This window comes from Krasilnikovia sp. M28-CT-15 (assembly GCF_047159595.1).
Taxonomy (GTDB): Bacteria; Actinomycetota; Actinomycetes; order Mycobacteriales; family Micromonosporaceae; genus Actinoplanes.
Map to the genome: position 1 here is coordinate 5,397,974 of NZ_BAAGAK010000001.1, position 14,622 is coordinate 5,412,595.

The 14,622-nt window shown below is 71.0% G+C and carries 14 protein-coding genes; 9 read left to right on the top strand and 5 right to left on the bottom strand.

Translation table 11 applies throughout. The features are described from left to right. Window positions 1–83: 83 nt before the first annotated feature. Together ACMCNO_RS24795 and ACMCNO_RS24800 are read right to left on the bottom strand one after the other, a co-directional pair. Window positions 84–932, bottom strand: coding sequence for a sigma-70 family RNA polymerase sigma factor (locus ACMCNO_RS24795; RefSeq protein WP_412751840.1), 849 nt, complete (start codon window positions 930–932; stop codon window positions 84–86). A gap of 242 nt (window positions 933–1,174) precedes the next feature. Continuing rightward, window positions 1,175–1,825, bottom strand: a complete 651-nt coding sequence (locus ACMCNO_RS24800) for a hypothetical protein (RefSeq protein WP_412751841.1) — start codon at window positions 1,823–1,825, stop codon at window positions 1,175–1,177. Window positions 1,826–1,842: 17 nt separating this feature from the next. Between ACMCNO_RS24800 and ACMCNO_RS24805 the strand changes: the two genes are divergently transcribed. Beyond that, the gene (locus ACMCNO_RS24805; RefSeq protein ID WP_412751842.1) at window positions 1,843–2,043 is read left to right on the top strand and encodes a hypothetical protein; all 201 of its coding nucleotides are present in this window, start codon (window positions 1,843–1,845) and stop codon (window positions 2,041–2,043) included. A gap of 3 nt (window positions 2,044–2,046) precedes the next feature. Here the strand turns inward: ACMCNO_RS24805 and ACMCNO_RS24810 are convergent, their stop codons facing one another. From ACMCNO_RS24810 to ACMCNO_RS24820, 3 genes are all read right to left on the bottom strand, one after another. Beyond that, window positions 2,047–3,087 carry an App1 family protein gene (locus ACMCNO_RS24810; RefSeq protein ID WP_412751843.1) on the bottom strand — a complete coding sequence of 347 codons (1,041 nt, stop codon included), beginning with the start codon at window positions 3,085–3,087 and terminating at the stop codon, window positions 2,047–2,049. Window positions 3,088–3,266: 179 nt separating this feature from the next. Continuing rightward, on the bottom strand, window positions 3,267–4,019 hold the full coding sequence (locus tag ACMCNO_RS24815) for a hypothetical protein (RefSeq protein WP_412751844.1): 753 nt from the start codon (window positions 4,017–4,019) through the stop codon (window positions 3,267–3,269). Between the two features lie 191 nt (window positions 4,020–4,210). After that, window positions 4,211–4,618, bottom strand: a complete 408-nt coding sequence (locus tag ACMCNO_RS24820; protein WP_412751845.1) for a hypothetical protein — start codon at window positions 4,616–4,618, stop codon at window positions 4,211–4,213. 110 nt (window positions 4,619–4,728) lie between these two features. Here ACMCNO_RS24820 and ACMCNO_RS24825 point away from each other — a divergent pair, with 110 nt between their 5' ends. From ACMCNO_RS24825 to ACMCNO_RS24860, 8 genes are all read left to right on the top strand, one after another. Beyond that, window positions 4,729–5,568, top strand: coding sequence for an NAD-dependent protein deacetylase (locus ACMCNO_RS24825; RefSeq protein ID WP_412751846.1), 840 nt, complete (start codon window positions 4,729–4,731; stop codon window positions 5,566–5,568). Between the two features lie 279 nt (window positions 5,569–5,847). Further along, on the top strand, window positions 5,848–6,867 hold the full coding sequence (locus ACMCNO_RS24830; protein ID WP_412751847.1) for a LacI family DNA-binding transcriptional regulator: 1,020 nt from the start codon (window positions 5,848–5,850) through the stop codon (window positions 6,865–6,867). A gap of 155 nt (window positions 6,868–7,022) precedes the next feature. After that, a complete protein-coding gene (locus ACMCNO_RS24835) occupies window positions 7,023–8,705 on the top strand; it encodes an ABC transporter substrate-binding protein (RefSeq protein ID WP_412751848.1) in 1,683 nt (560 codons plus the stop codon). 81 nt (window positions 8,706–8,786) lie between these two features. Then, on the top strand, window positions 8,787–9,908 hold the full coding sequence (locus ACMCNO_RS24840; RefSeq protein ID WP_412751849.1) for an ABC transporter ATP-binding protein: 1,122 nt from the start codon (window positions 8,787–8,789) through the stop codon (window positions 9,906–9,908). After that, window positions 9,905–10,885 (top strand): ABC transporter permease, encoded by a 981-nt coding sequence (locus ACMCNO_RS24845; protein ID WP_412751850.1) that lies wholly within the window; start codon window positions 9,905–9,907, stop codon window positions 10,883–10,885. The genes ACMCNO_RS24840 and ACMCNO_RS24845 overlap by 4 nt, the downstream gene beginning before the upstream one ends. 2 nt (window positions 10,886–10,887) lie before the next feature. Beyond that, window positions 10,888–11,937: an ABC transporter permease gene (locus tag ACMCNO_RS24850; RefSeq protein WP_412751851.1), complete on the top strand. Its 1,050-nt coding sequence runs from the start codon at window positions 10,888–10,890 to the stop codon at window positions 11,935–11,937. Further along, the gene (locus tag ACMCNO_RS24855) at window positions 11,934–12,929 is read left to right on the top strand and encodes an ABC transporter ATP-binding protein (RefSeq protein WP_412751852.1); all 996 of its coding nucleotides are present in this window, start codon (window positions 11,934–11,936) and stop codon (window positions 12,927–12,929) included. The genes ACMCNO_RS24850 and ACMCNO_RS24855 overlap by 4 nt, the downstream gene beginning before the upstream one ends. 154 nt (window positions 12,930–13,083) lie before the next feature. Further along, the gene (locus ACMCNO_RS24860; protein WP_412751853.1) at window positions 13,084–14,493 is read left to right on the top strand and encodes a GH1 family beta-glucosidase; all 1,410 of its coding nucleotides are present in this window, start codon (window positions 13,084–13,086) and stop codon (window positions 14,491–14,493) included. Window positions 14,494–14,622 lie beyond the last annotated feature (129 nt).

Sequence of the window (14,622 nt, forward strand, 5' to 3'; positions counted from 1 at the left end):
AGCACCAGCGCCACCGGGCGTCGCCCTGCGGGGCGTCGGCACGCCGGCCCCGCAGGGGATGAACCACGAAGGACGAACGGCGCTCAGGCCGCGCTCGGCAGGCCGTCCACTCCCGTGACCGCCAGCCGGCTGTGCAACGTGCCGAGCGTCGCGATCTGGTCGTAATACGCCGCCCGGCGGCGCGCGACACAACCGTCCTTCTTGGACGCCTGCGCGGCCAGGGCCGGGTCCAGGTGGGTGTTCAGGCCGTCACGCAGCAGCACCAGCGCCTCCGCGCGCAGCTGCGACACCCGGGACTCGGTGACGCCCAGTTCCGCGGCGATGTGCGCCATCGGGCGCTCGTCGAAGAAGTACCCGCTGATGACCGCGCGCAGCCGGTCCGGCAGGGCGTCGATCGCATGCTTCAGGTAGCCCAGGCGCTCGCGGCGCAGCAGCATCTCCTCCGGCCCGGCACTGGGCTCGGTGACCATGTCCTCGGCGCCCGCGGTCGCGAAGCCCTGCAGGCTGAACACGACCGCGCGCTGCACGTCGTCGTCCGCGGCCTCGATGTCCTCGACGGAACAGCCCAGGCGCTCGGCGACCTCGGCCGCGGACGGGGTGCGGCCCAGCTCGGCGGTCAGCTCCTGTCGCGCGGCGTCCGTACGGCGGGCCCGCTGCCGCACCGAACGGCTGGCCCAGTCGAGTCCGCGCAGCTCGTCCAGCAGGGCGCCCCGGACACGGGCGGCGGCGAAGCGGGCGAACGGCACGCCGCGCTCCTCGTCGAAGCCGCGGGCTGCAGCGACCAGGGCCGCATACCCGGCGGACAACAGGTCGTCGCGGTTGACGTGGGCCGGAACCCGGGCCAGCATCTCGCGGACGAGGTGGCCGACAAGCGGCATGTGCGCGCGGACGACGTCCTCGCGGCGGCGGTCGACGACGGGTGCACCGCTCATGGGGGATCTCCTCATGTAACGGCCGGGTGCGGGGGAATGTCCCGGCATTGAGGAGAACGGTGCTTGGCGAGGGGTGCAGGACAGTTCGCAGTCGGGTGCGGCGAGGTTGCAGCGAGTCAGAGTTCAGCCGCAGATCCGCAGACGTGCCAGCGATGCCATCGGCAGGCGCGGCCGGATGCGAGGACCTTTACCCAAAATTGATGATCTGTTGAGTCCGCAGACGCGGCTTCAGGGCCGCCGCGTCAGGTTCCGGGGATCTCCACCGCGATCTCCTCGCCCAGCCGGTATCCGGCGCACAGCTCCAGATCGTCGCCGCTCCAGAACCGGCCGGGGTCGTACCAGTTCGGCTGGCGGCCACGCGGCAACAGCCCCATCTGCTCATAGGTCACCGCGACCACCTCGGCACAGTACGCGGTCTCCAGCGCCGAATCGTCCTCCGCCGGGCGGCGCCACGGCCGGCGCACCTTCGGCACCCGGCCGCGGGCCCAGCGCCAGGCCAGCTGCGCGGTGGAGGGGAACGGTGTGCCGTCGAGCCGGGCGACAGCCTGCAACGCCCGGTCCTCCATCGCCGTGGTGACCGGCTGCTCCAGCTGGCGCAGCCAGGCACGCTGGCCGTACCGGTTGGCCCAGACGACCACCGCGTCGCGCAGGTCGTGCAGCTGCACCCCGCGCTGGAACGTGCCCGACCACAGGTCCGGCAGGGACTTGCCCAGTTCGGCATGCCACATGAGCGCCGGCATGTCCTCGATGACCAGCGACATGCCGACATGGTTGACCGGGCTGTTGGTCAATGCCTGGATGGCCCGGTCGGGCGCGCTGCTGCCCCGGAAGATCCAGACGTCACCCGTACGCGTCAGGTCAATGGCCTCGTCGAGGCTGATGGTGGCAACCACGTGTCTATCCTCAGCAGATGCGTTGGTGGAAGGTAGCGGGTTTGGCCGGGCTGGCAGGCGTGGCGGCCACCGGGATCGTGCTGACCCGGGCGGAACGACGGCGGCGGGCGTACACCCCGGACGAGATCCGGGAGCGGCTGCACGCCCGGCTCGCGGAGGCGGACGAGCCCGGCGCCGACCTGGCGGACGACGTCGAGCCTACGGCCGGGGACACCTGAGCGTCAGACAACGTCGGTGTCCCGCAGCAACGACCACAGGCCCGCGCCGTCCGGCGCGGTGAACCAGGACTTGCCACCGGACCCGACCACCTCGGGATCACCGGCGGGACCCGGGATCGCACCGGCCAGCACGGCCTGGGTCGGCGAGAGCTGCCGGATGGCCACCGCGACGACGTTGTCCGGGAAGGTGTGCGCGAACTCGGAGTACACCTCCTGGTCGTGCTGGCCGTCGTCGCCGATGAGCAGCCACTTGATGTGCGGGAACTCCGTGGCGAGCCGGCGCAGCGTGTTGCGCTTGTGCTCCTGGCCGCTGCGGAACCAGCGGTCCGGGGTGGGGCCCCAGTCGGTGAGCAGCAGCGGGCCCGCCGGGTACAGGTGGCGCGACAGGAAGCGGGTCAGCGCGGGAGCGACGTTCCACGCGCCGGTGGACAGGTAGACGAACGGGGCACCCGGGTGAGCCTGCGAGAGGCGTTCGTACAGCACCGCCATGCCGGGCACGGCCATCCGGGCGTGTTCGTCGAGTACGAACGTGTTCCAGGCCGCCAGCAGCGGCCGGGGCAGCGCGGTGACCATGACGGTGTCGTCGATGTCGGAGACGACCCCGAAGCGGACCTGCGGATCGACCACCCGGACGGGGGCCTCCACCGTGGCGGCACCCTCGGTGCTGATCCGCACCGAGGCCCAGCCGGGCTCCAGGTCGCCGGTCAGGCGGCAGTCGACGTAGCCGCTGCGGTCCGTCCGGGTCTCGTGCACCTGGTCGCCGACCCGGATCAGTACGGGCGCGTCGTGCACCGGCGACGTGGTGAAGCTGCGCCAGCCGCGCACCTTGTCGCGCCGCTTGCGGGCCTCGGCATCGCGGGTCAGCACGATCCGCGCCATGACCCGGGCCCAGCCCGGTGCGCCGTAGCCGGTGTACGCCGTGATGACCGGCTGCCAGCCGCGCTGCCGCAGCCGGCGCTCGACCATCTTGTTCAGCGCGTCCTCGATGCGCGCGGCCCGGTGCAGCCGCTGCGCGGGTGCACCGCCCGCCGGCGTCACCGCCACCCCCGCCCCCCTTCGCCCGCGCGGGTCGCGGCCCCGCTGCTGTTGATGTCTGCGGCTGACGGTACCCGGCCGGGTCGATGGCCGGGCGGGAACGGTCGGGGGACGACGCGATCGGGCGATGCCCACTCCACTATGGATGCTGCCTGCGGTTTTGCCCGGCGCGGTGCCGTCGGTGACCGTCAGGCGGCCACCATCGGGATGGGTTCGGTGGTGGCCCACTGCTCGGCCCACCACGCGGCTCCGGCAGTCTGGCCTTCCCCCGCCCGTACGCTCGCCGCGCATGCCTCGGCCCGCAGACTGGACAGCGCGGCCGCCGCCCGCTCCGCCTCCAGCCAGGTGCGCCGCTCCCGTTCCGCCGCATCCTGGTATTCGGCCAGCCGGTGCTCGCGTACCGCCTGGCGCAGCACCACCTCCTGGTGCACGGGGTGCAGGCGGGGGTTCCAGCCGCGATGCGCGAGGACGTCGTTGAGCTGGGCGATGGAGAGTTCGCGGTTGCGGCAGGCGGCCGTGGCGGTGTGGTGCAGCCACCGCTCCCGGTCGACCCGGTCGGCGGGCTTGCGGCGGCGCACCAGCAGGGGGTACGCCGCGGCGGCCGCCATCCGGCGGGCGGCGGCGTCCGCGTCGTCGTACGCCGTCCACGCGGCGTCCAGCTCGCGGCAGGCGTGCTCCCATTCGGCGCGGCAGCGGCGTGCGGTGGAGGCGGCCCGCTCGGCCGCCACGACGATCTCATCGGCGTAGCGCTGACCGGCGCCGGCGTCCTCGCCGGGCTCGTCGGGCTCGACCGGCGGGTGACCGGCCAGGGCCAGCCGCACCGACAGGCGGCCGGGCAGCGCGAAGGCCACCACGGCGGCGGTGGCGGCGAGCAGCATGGTCAGCCAGATGACGGCGGCCTCCGGGACGGAGTTCAGGATGCTGTGCAGGGCAGTTTCCATGATGAACACCTCGGGGGGATTTGCGAAGCATCGAGCGATCTCTGGGCGCGCCGCGCGCGACGCGCCGGGGTGGAGAGCAGGCTCGGGTACGGCCACCAGCGCCGCGCCAGCCGCCACGGGGTGACACCGGAGGGGCGGTCCGCACGCACGCATGCGGGGACGCCCGGACGGTCACCGGCGCGGGGTCGGGCTCAGGCGATGGGCGGGGCGCGCGGGCCGGACGCGCGCGGGGTCGCCCCGCCGGGGTGAGCGGCGCCACCGGCTACGAGGATCGCGAAGGCAACCAGGTTGGGGCGGCCCGCGCGGGTCTCCCCCACGTCGCCTGCCGCCGGATGCACCTGGGCCGCTTCATGCACCGGGGCCGATTCGCGCTCTCCGGCGCGGCGGGCCCCCTCCCGCACGCCCTTGCTCGCATCGCCCGGCTCCGTCACGGCTGGGGCGGCCACGGCTGGGGCGCGGGCGACGTCGGACGGCGCCGGGGCGGCATGGGTGTCGATGCGCACGGCGAAGGCGAGCGCCAGCAGCGCGAGGCCGGTCAGGAACCGCAGCAGCCGGCACCCGTCCCAGTGACGGGGCAGCAGGCGCGCGACGACGGCCATGGGATCAAGGTACCGGTACCGCACCGTTCATGCACCCCTCGTATCGACTGGGACCTTCGTCCGGTCCCCGGGCCGGGCGACACCCGCGCGGCGCGAGGGAGCATGGACGGGTGACGGATGCGGGTGTGGCGCGGCTGGCCGGGTGGGTCGGCGACGGCGGTGTGGTGGTGCTGAGCGGGGCCGGGATCTCCACCGAGTCGGGGATCCCGGACTACCGCGGGCCTTCGGGGGTGGCGCGGCGGGCCACCCCGATGACGTACCAGGAGTTCACCCGCGATCCGGTGGCGCGCCGCCGGTACTGGGCACGCAGCCATCTGGGCTGGCGCACGGTGGGTGACGCCGCGCCGAACGCGGGCCACCGGGCGGTCGCCCGGCTGCAGGAGCTGGCCGCGGTGGGCGGGATCGTCACCCAGAACGTGGACGGGTTGCACCAGGCCGGCGGCGCGCGCGACGTGGTGGAGTTGCACGGCAACCTGGCGCGGGTGACCTGCCTGGGGTGCGGGGCGGGCAGCTCACGCAGCGAGCTGGAGCACCGGCTCACCGAGGCGAATCCCGGCTTCGCCCCCGCGGTGTCCGCGGTCAATCCGGATGGCGACGTGACGCTCGACGACGACGCGCTGGACGGGTTCGTGGTGGTCGACTGCACCGCGTGCGGCGGCCTGCTCAAGCCGGACGTCGTGTACTTCGGCGAGACCGTGCCGCCGGACCGGGTCTCCCGGGCGTTCGGGCTGGTCATGGCGGCCCGCACGCTGCTCGTGCTGGGCTCCTCGCTGACCGTGATGTCGGGACGGCGGTTCGTGCTGCGGGCGGCGAAGGAGGGCATCCGGGTGGCGATCGTCAACCAGGGAGTCACCCGCGGGACGCCGTACGCGGGCCTGGTCGTGGACGGCCCGCTGGGCGCGGTGCTGCCGGAGATCGTGCGCCGGGTCGAGGGCCCCGTCGCGGCCTGATCCGCAGGGGCGAGCGCACCGAGCGGGCCGCCGGCCGCGGGCGCCTGCGACGGGGCACACGGCCGCCCTTTTAGTCCCTTTTCGCAGCGAAACTTTAATCCCCTGCGAGAGCGCTCTCACCTGGGTTTACCTGCGCAGTTACCGTCTCGAAATCTGAAGAAAGTCATCCATGCGTTGACGTGACCCGGCTCACTGCTGTTAACTGCCCGGAACCGCTCCCGAAACCGGTTCCGAATTCACCGGCAACCGGCGGGACACACCGACCCTCGGAGGAGACCAGTGCCGATCACCATCGCCGACGTGGCGGCCCGGGCCAAGGTCAGCAAGACCACGGTGTCCCGGGTGCTCAACGGCAAGGGTGAGCTGGACGAGTCGACCGCCGCCCGGGTCCGCAAGGTGATCGAGGAGCTGGGGTACGTGCCCAGCTCGCGCGCCGTCGGCCTGGCCCGCGGCCGGACCCGCGTCGTCGGCATGCTGGTCCCGTCGCTGACCTGGCCGTGGATCGGCGAGGTGCTCCAGGGCGCGGTCGACGTGCTGGAGACCGAGCGCTACGGCCTGCTGCTGTTCACCTGCAACCGCGGCGAGGAGTCGATGCGCCAGTTCGGCGCGCAGGTCTCGGCCAAGAGCTTCGACGGCCTGCTGGTGATCGAGCCCGAAGGCACCCTCGACTACATCGCCACCCTGCACGCCCGCGGCCTGCCCGTTGTGCTCATCGACGACCGGGACCACCAGCCCGGGCAGATCCCCAGCGTGGGGACCACCCACCACACCGGCGCCGGGGCGGCCGCCCGGCACCTGCTGGAGATCGGCCGGCACCGGCCCCTCATCGTCGCCGGCCCGGAACGCTTCGGCTGCACCCAGCAACGCCTGGAAGGCTTCACCGCGGTGTACGCCGAGGCCGGACACCCGATCCCGACCGAACGCATCCTGCCGGGCGATTTCACCATCGCCTGTGGGCTGGACGGCGTCCGGCAGGCGATCGAAGCCGGCATCGAGTTCGACGCGATCTTCGCCCACAACGACCTCACCGCGACCGGCGCGATGCAGGCGGTCCTGGATTCAGGCCGGCGCATCCCGCAGGACGTCGCGGTGGTCGGCTTCGACGACATTCCCATGGCGGCGCACACCCAGCCGCCACTCACCACCGTGCACCAACCGTTGCGCGAGATGGGCGAAGCCGCGGCGCGTACGTTGCTCGCCCACTTCGAGGGCTCACCCCTGCCCAACCGCCCCACCGTCATTCCGGCCACGTTCAAGGTCCGTGCCTCCACTGTGGTCGCACAGACCGTCGCTCCATAACCGGTACCACCGGCCGGACGCTGCTGTCCGGCCCCCCACCACCACCCACCACCCGGCGTCATCGCGCATTCCGACCCCGGTCGTACCCGCGTCGGCGCAGCCCTTCCTCGGGCGACCCTCCAACCGCATTTTCCTAACCCCTCGAGGAGAATTTGATGCAGCGCAGGAAACTGTTCGCGGTCGCCCTGGCGGGTGTGCTCGCCAGTGGCGGATTGTCCGCCTGCAGCAGCGATTCGCCGAACGCCAACAAGGGCAACGGCCAGGCCGCCACGTTCCTCAGCGTCGGCATGCCCAACGGTCCACAGACCGAGAACTTCAACCCGTTCCTGTCCACATCGGCCGCCGCCTCGCTCGGTTTCAAGTGGATGATCTACGAGCCGCTGATGATGTGGAACCCGGTGAAGCCGGCCGACCCGTCCAAGCCGTGGCTGGCCACGGACGCGAAGTGGGATCCCGCGTTCAAGAAGGTCGACATCACCGTCCGGGACAACGCGACCTGGTCGGACGGGCGGAAGCTCACCGGGGACGACGTCGCGTTCACGTTCAACCTCATCAAGGGCAACAAGGGGCTGAACAGCACCAACACGCCGTACGACACCATCACGGCCAACGGCAACGTGGTGACCGTGACGTTCACCAGCTCGATGTTCGTCTACAAGGACAAGTGGCTGGGGCAGACCCCGATCGTGCCCAAGCACATCTGGTCGAGCGTCGCCAAGCCGGACACCGACGTGAACAAGAACCCGGTCGGCACCGGCCCGTACACGGTGAAGTCGTTCACGCCGCAGACCACGACGCTGACGGTTCGAGAGAGCGGTTACTGGCAGGACCTGCCGAAGGTCAAGGAGCTGCGGTACACCTCGTACACGGACAACAACGCACAGACCACCGCGCTCAGCTCGGCCGCCTGCGAGTGGAGCTTCGTCTTCATCCCGAACTACAAGACGGTGTTCATCGACAAGGACCCGGCGCACTACAAGGTGTGGGCCCCGGCCGTCCTGGGCATCCACGGCCTGTACATCAACACCGCGAAGAAGCCGTTCGACAACCCGGCGCTGCGCAAGGCGATGAACATGGTCGTCAACCGCGAGGACATCTTCAACCAGGCCTCGGCGGGCTACTTCCACCCCGTGGTGAGCAGCGTGACCGGTCTGCCGTCGCCGGCCGGTGACTCGTTCGTCTCGCCGGACTACAAGGGCAAGAACCAGACCGTCGACGTCGAGGGTGCCAAGAAGGTCCTCAACGAGGCGGGCTTCAAGCTCAACGGCAGCACGCTGACCGACCCGAGCGGCAAGCCCGTGAAGATCACGCTGACCGACCCCGCGGGCTGGTCCGACTACCAGACCTCGCTGGAGATCGTGAAGTCCAACCTGGAGCAGATCGGCATCGCGGCCACGGTCGAGAAGGCCAACCAGGACGCCTGGTTCAAGAACGTGGAAGAGGGCAACTTCGACGCCACGTTCCGCTGGACCAACGGTGGGTCCACGCCGTACGACCTGTACCAGACCGTGATGGACGGCTCGCTGCTCAAGCCGGTCGGCACGGCCTCGCCCGCGGGCAACTTCGGCCGCTTCGACAGCCCGGAGGCGACCACCGCGCTCAAGGCGTACGCCACCGCGGCCGACGACGCGAGCCGCACCACCGCGCTCAACACGCTGCAGAAGGTGTTCGTGGAGCAGACGCCGATGATCCCGGTCGGTGCGGACAACGTGGGTGCCGCGTACAGCACGAAGAACTGGATCGGCTGGCCCGACGACAGCAACGCGTACGGCGCCGGGCAGCCCACCCAGGCCAACGCGCTGGACGTCGTCCTGCACCTCAAGCCCGCCAACTCCTGATCCGCACAACCGCTTCCCCGGACGGCTGCGCGCCGTCCGGGGAGGCGGGACCCGCGCCAGCGATAGACAGGAACTCCCGGTATGACATCGAGCCACGACGCGCAGGCCCCGGCCGGTGAGGTGGTGCTGGAGGCCGTCGGCCTGACCAAGCACTTCCCGGTACGAGCGCCGCTGCGCACTCTCTTCAGCAGAAAGCGCGACGCGGTGCATGCCGTCGATGACGTGCACCTGACGTTGCGCCGCGGTCGGGTCACCGCGCTGGTCGGCGAGTCCGGCTCCGGCAAGTCCACCGTGGCCCGCCTGCTGGCCCAGCTCTACCCGCGCACCGGCGGCGACATCAAGCTGCACGGCGTGACCACCACGGTCAAGGGCGGCCGGCGCTTCCGCGAGTACGCCCGCCGCGTCCAGATGATCTTCCAGGACCCGTTCGCGTCGCTGAACCCGGTGCACACGATCCGGTACCACCTGACCCGGTCGCTGCGCATCCACGGCAACGCGGGCAGCACCCCGCAGGAGCTGGAGGACGCGCTGGTCTCGCTGCTCAACCGGGTGTCGCTGACCCCGCCGGAGCGGTACCTGGACAAGTTCCCGCACGAGCTGTCCGGTGGGCAGCGCCAGCGGGTCGCGATCGCCCGGGCGCTGGGCGCGAACCCGGAGGCCCTGCTGGCCGACGAACCGGTGTCCATGCTGGACGTGTCGATCCGCCTCGGGGTGCTGAACCTGCTGCGCGACCTCAAGGAACGGCTCAACCTGGCGATCCTGTACATCACCCATGACATCGCCTCGGCCCGCTACTTCGCCGACGAGACGATGGTCATGTACGCGGGCCGGATGGTGGAGGGCGGCGACAGCGAGACCGTCACCCAGTCGCCGGCGCACCCGTACACGCGGCTCCTGATCGATTCGGCACCCGACCCGGACCGGCTGACCGGCCTGGTCGACACGGACGCCGAGGACCGGGGCAACGGTGAGCCGCCGAGCCTGATCCGGCCGCCGTCCGGCTGCCGCTTCCACCCCCGCTGCCCGCACGCCATGCCGCGCTGCTCGACCGAGATGCCGGTGCCGCTGCCGATCGGCGACCGCCCCGGCCACTGGGCCGCCTGCTGGCTTTACGACGAGGCGAGCCTCGCCACCACAGCGCCGGCCACCACAGCGCCGGCCACCAGGGCGCCGGGCACCACGGCGCGGGAGGAGCTGTCGTGAAGTATTTCCTGCAACGCCTCGCGTTCTACGCGTTCACCGCGTGGGCCGCCATCACGATCAACTTCTTCATCCCCCGGATGATCCCGGGCGACCCGGTCAAGTCGCTGCTGGCCCGCTTCCAGGGCGACATGAACTCCGACGCGATCGCCTCGCTGTACGTGCTGTTCGGTCTCGACAAGGATGCCAGCCTGTGGAGCCAGTACGTCGACTACTGGCGGCAGCTGTTCCACGGCGACCTGGGACTGTCGTTCAGCGCCTTCCCCTCGCCGGTCTCCGAGGTCATCGCGCAGGCGCTGCCGTGGACGGTGGCCCTGGTCGGCATCACCACGATCGTCAGCTTCCTCCTCGGCACGGGGCTCGGCGTGTTCGCGGGATGGCGGCGCGGCTCCTGGGTCGACGGGCTGTTGCCGGCGACGACGTTCCTCTCCTCCATCCCGTACTTCTGGCTGGGCCTGCTGGCGATCTACCTGCTGGCCGGGCCGGACAGCTTCTTCCCGGCCTCCGGCGGCTACGAGCCCGGCCTGGTGCCGGCCTGGGACCAGTACTTCATCCCGAGCGCGATCCGGCACAGCCTGCTGCCCGCACTGACCATCCTGATCTCCTCGGTCAGCGGCTGGATCCTGAGCATGCGCAACATGATGGTGACCGTCTCCGCCGAGGACTACATCACGGTCTCGCACGCCAAGGGGCTCACGGAGCGGCGGGTCGCGCTGAGCTACGCGGCACGCAACGCGCTGCTGCCCAACGTCTCCGGCTTCGCGCTGGCGCTCGGCTTCATCGTCGGCGGCACCCTGCTGGTGGAGATCGTCTTCTCCTACCCCGGACTGGGCTTCCTGCTGTTCCGGGCGGTGGGCGCCAAGGACTATCCGCTCATGCAGGGCATCTTCCTGGTCATCACGATCTCGGTGCTGCTGGCGAACCTGCTGGCCGACATCGCCTACCTGATGCTCGACCCGCGTACCCGTAAGGAGGGCTGACCATGACGCTCCCCGCCTCCAGCATCGAGCAGGAGATCCCCGGCCAGGGCGTGGTGGCCCAGCCCGCGGAGCCCAAGCCGACCAAGGCCAAGCGACAGCGGTTCCGCTTCGTGGCCAACGCCAAGGCCATGACCGGGCTGATCGTGCTCGGGATCTACGTGCTGTTCGCGATCATCGGGTCGTGGGTCGCGCCGTACGATCCCGACGCGCGCAGCAACGCAATCGTGCAGCCGCCGTCCGCGGAACACTGGTTCGGCACCACCCACCTGGGCCAGGACGTACTCAGCCAGGTCCTGGTCGGCACCCGCGGCGTCATGATCGTCGGCCTCACGGCCGGGGTCGTGGCGACGATCCTGTCCGTCGTGGTCGGGGTCACCGCCGGATATCTCGGCGGCGCCTGGGACGAGGCACTGTCCGCGCTGTCCAACGTGTTCCTGGTGATCCCGGCGCTGCCGCTGATCATCATCGTGGCCTCGACGCTGAACAACGCCGGTTCGACGATCGTCGCGCTGGTCATCGGCTTCACGTCGTGGGCGTGGGGGGCACGGGTGCTGCGCGCCCAGACCCTGTCGTTGCGCCGCCGCGACTACGTCGAGGCGGCCCGCGCCACCGGCGAGAAGACCTGGCGGATCATCCTGTTCGAGATCCTGCCGAACCTCACGGCCATCATCGCGTCCAGCTTCGTCGGGACGGTCATCTTCGCGGTCACCTCCGAGATCACCCTGGCGTTCATCGGCGTCGGCAGCATCTCCAACTGGAACTGGGGCGAGATCCTGTTCTGGGCGCAGAGCCAGCAGGCCCTCGCGCAGGGCGCCTGGTGGTGGTTCGTGCCCGCCGGGCTGGCCATCGCGTTCCTCGGCACCGCGCTGTCGCTGATCAACTTCGGGATCGACGAGTTCGTCAGTCCCCGGCTGCGCAGCGCGGGCAAGACCAAGGTCAAGACCGCCTCCGGGCACACCGTACGGATGCGGGTCGGCTTCACCCCGGTGCTGGGATCCACGCACATTCCCGCCCACCGGGTTCCCGAGCAGCGAAAGGAGGCGGCGCGATGAGCGAGCCCGTCCTCGAGATCCGCAACCTCAACGTGGACTACGGCCTCGGCGACGCCGCGGTGCAGGCCGTCCGCGACGTCAACCTCACCCTGAACCGGGGCGAAGTGCTCGGCCTGGCCGGGGAGAGCGGCAGCGGCAAGTCCACCCTGGCGTACGGCGTCACCCGGCTGCTGCCGCCCCCGGGCGTGATCAGCGGCGGCCAGGTGGTCTACCACCCCGAGAAGGGTGACCCGTACGACGTGCTGGCGCTGTCGGACCGCGAGCTGCGGGCGTTCCGGTGGGCCGAGACCGCGATCGTGTTCCAGGGGGCGATGAACTCGCTGAACCCCGTACACAAGATCTCCACCCAGATGGACGACGTGCTGCGCGCGCACGAGCCGACGATGAACGCGCACAGCCGGGCGGCCCGCTCCCGCGAGATGCTCAAGCTGGTCGGCATCGCCGCGGACCGGATGGACGCATACCCGCACCAGCTCTCCGGCGGCATGCGGCAGCGGGTCATGATCGGCATGGCGCTGATCCTCCAGCCGCAGGTCGTCATCATGGACGAACCCACTACCGCGCTGGACGTGGTGATGCAGCGGCAGATCCTCGGCCAGCTCATCGAGCTGCGCGAACGGCTCGGCTTCTCGGTCATCTTCATCACCCACGACCTGTCGCTGCTGGTGGAGTTCTCCAACCGGATCGCCATCATGTACGGCGGCCGGATCGTGGAGGAGGCCCCGGCGTCCACCTTGTACCGTGACTCGCTGCACCCCTACAGCGCCGGGCTGCTCGGCTCGTTCCCGGCGCTGCGCGGTCCCCGCCGGGAACTGTCCGGCATCCCCGGCTCGCCACCGGATCTCAAGGGCATGCCGAGCGGCTGCTCGTTCCACCCGCGCTGCCCGAAGGCGTTCGACCCCTGCGCCGCGCGGATCCCGGTGCTGGGCCGCCCGGACACTCCGGACGGCGCGTCCCGCTCGGTGGCGTGCTGGCTGCACCCCGTCGGCTGAGGACGAACCGGAGGACCGCACCGCCGTACCGGTGCGGTCCCCGGGATCCCGGCTGTCCACCGCCGCCGTCGAACCGGCCAGCACCGCCCCGCACCGACGAGATGCTCCGGTCTCGCTGCCCGCACCGCCGGCCACCCACACGCTCAGGAGAAGCATGAACCCCACCGCCACCACCCCCGCCCCCGGCCTGCTGCTGCCCACCGACGCGACGTTTCCCCCGTCGTTCAAGTGGGGCGTGGCCACCTCGTCGTACCAGATCGAGGGCGCCGTCGACGAGGACGGCCGCCTGCCGTCCATCTGGGACACCTTCTGCCGCGTTCCCGGCGCGGTGACCGGCGGCGACCACGGCGACGTCGCCTGCGACCACTACCACCGGATGCCCGAGGACGTGGCGCTGATCAAGAGCCTCGGCGTGGACACGTACCGGTTCTCGGTGGCGTGGCCGCGGGTTCAGCCGCACGGCCGGGGGCCGGTCAACCCGGCCGGGCTCGCGTTCTACGACCGGCTCGTCGACGAACTGCTGGCCGCGGGCATCGACCCGTGGGTCACGCTGTACCACTGGGATCTGCCGCAGGAGTTGGAGGACGCGGGCGGCTGGCCGGTCCGGGACACCGCGTACCGGTTCGCGGACTACGCGATGCTGGTGTTCGACCGGCTCAGCGACCGGGTCGACACGTTCACCACGCTCAACGAGCCGTGGTGTTCGGCGTGGCTCGGCTACCACACCGGGGAGCACGCGCCCGGGCGGCGCGAGCCCGCCGCCGCCATGGCCGCGACCCACCACCTGCTGCTCGGCCACGGCCTGGCCACCCAGCGGATGCGCGCGGCCGCGACCCGCCCGCTGACGCTGGGCATCACGCTCAACATGGGTACGGCCGACCCGGCCACGGACAGCGCCGCCGACCGGGACGCGGCCCGCCGCGCCGACGGGATGGGCACCCGGATCTACCTGGACCCGCTGCGCAAGGGCGAGTACCCCGCCGACATCGTGGCGGACCTGGCGGAGAACGGCATCACGCTGCCCGTGCGGGACGGCGACCTGGAGATCATCTCGGCGCCGTTCGACGTGCTCGGGGTCAACTTCTACTTCGGGCAGGACTTCAGCGGCACGGACGAGCACGGCAACACCCGCGACGCCGACGGGGCACCGATCGTGCGGCCCGTGCTGCCGGGCGGGTCGCGCACCGGCATGGACTGGCCGATCACCCCGGAGCGTTTCACGCAGCTGCTGGTCCGGTTGCACCAGGACTACCCCGGCCTGGCGATGGTCGTCACCGAGAACGGGGCCGCGTTCCGTGACGAGGCGGATGCCGACGGGTTCGTGCGCGACGACGGGCGGACCGCGTACCTGGCCGAGCACATCGCGGCGGTGGCGCAGGCCCGGGCGCAGGGTGCGGACGTGCGCGGCTACTTCGCGTGGTCGCTGATGGACAACTTCGAGTGGGCGTACGGGTACGCGCAGCGCTTCGGCATCGTCCACGTCGACTACGCCACCCAGAAGCGCACCCCCAAGCAGAGCGCTCTGTGGTACCGGGACGCCATCACGCGCCTGCGCCCGGTCTGATCGAGCTCGTGGTGTTCCACCGGGGCACTCCGGTGGAACACCACGGTCGACTGTGTATGCAGCGTATTTACCTATGTAGTTCGTCGTCATGCAGTGACGACCATGACGACGCGCATGCGCGAGCCGAGC

Excerpts from the sequence above, each read along its gene's own strand:
- ACMCNO_RS24795 (WP_412751840.1), bottom strand. The coding sequence starts at position 932 with ATGAGCGGTGCACCCGTCGTCGACCGCCGCCGCGAGGACGTCGTCCGC.
- ACMCNO_RS24805 (WP_412751842.1), top strand. The coding sequence starts at position 1,843 with ATGCGTTGGTGGAAGGTAGCGGGTTTGGCCGGGCTGGCAGGCGTGGCG.
- ACMCNO_RS24815 (WP_412751844.1), bottom strand. The coding sequence starts at position 4,019 with ATGGAAACTGCCCTGCACAGCATCCTGAACTCCGTCCCGGAGGCCGCC.
- ACMCNO_RS24820 (WP_412751845.1), bottom strand. The coding sequence starts at position 4,618 with ATGGCCGTCGTCGCGCGCCTGCTGCCCCGTCACTGGGACGGGTGCCGG.
- ACMCNO_RS24835 (WP_412751848.1), top strand. The coding sequence starts at position 7,023 with ATGCAGCGCAGGAAACTGTTCGCGGTCGCCCTGGCGGGTGTGCTCGCC.
- ACMCNO_RS24840 (WP_412751849.1), top strand. The coding sequence starts at position 8,787 with ATGACATCGAGCCACGACGCGCAGGCCCCGGCCGGTGAGGTGGTGCTG.
- ACMCNO_RS24850 (WP_412751851.1), top strand. The coding sequence starts at position 10,888 with ATGACGCTCCCCGCCTCCAGCATCGAGCAGGAGATCCCCGGCCAGGGC.
- ACMCNO_RS24855 (WP_412751852.1), top strand. The coding sequence starts at position 11,934 with ATGAGCGAGCCCGTCCTCGAGATCCGCAACCTCAACGTGGACTACGGC.
- ACMCNO_RS24860 (WP_412751853.1), top strand. The coding sequence starts at position 13,084 with ATGAACCCCACCGCCACCACCCCCGCCCCCGGCCTGCTGCTGCCCACC.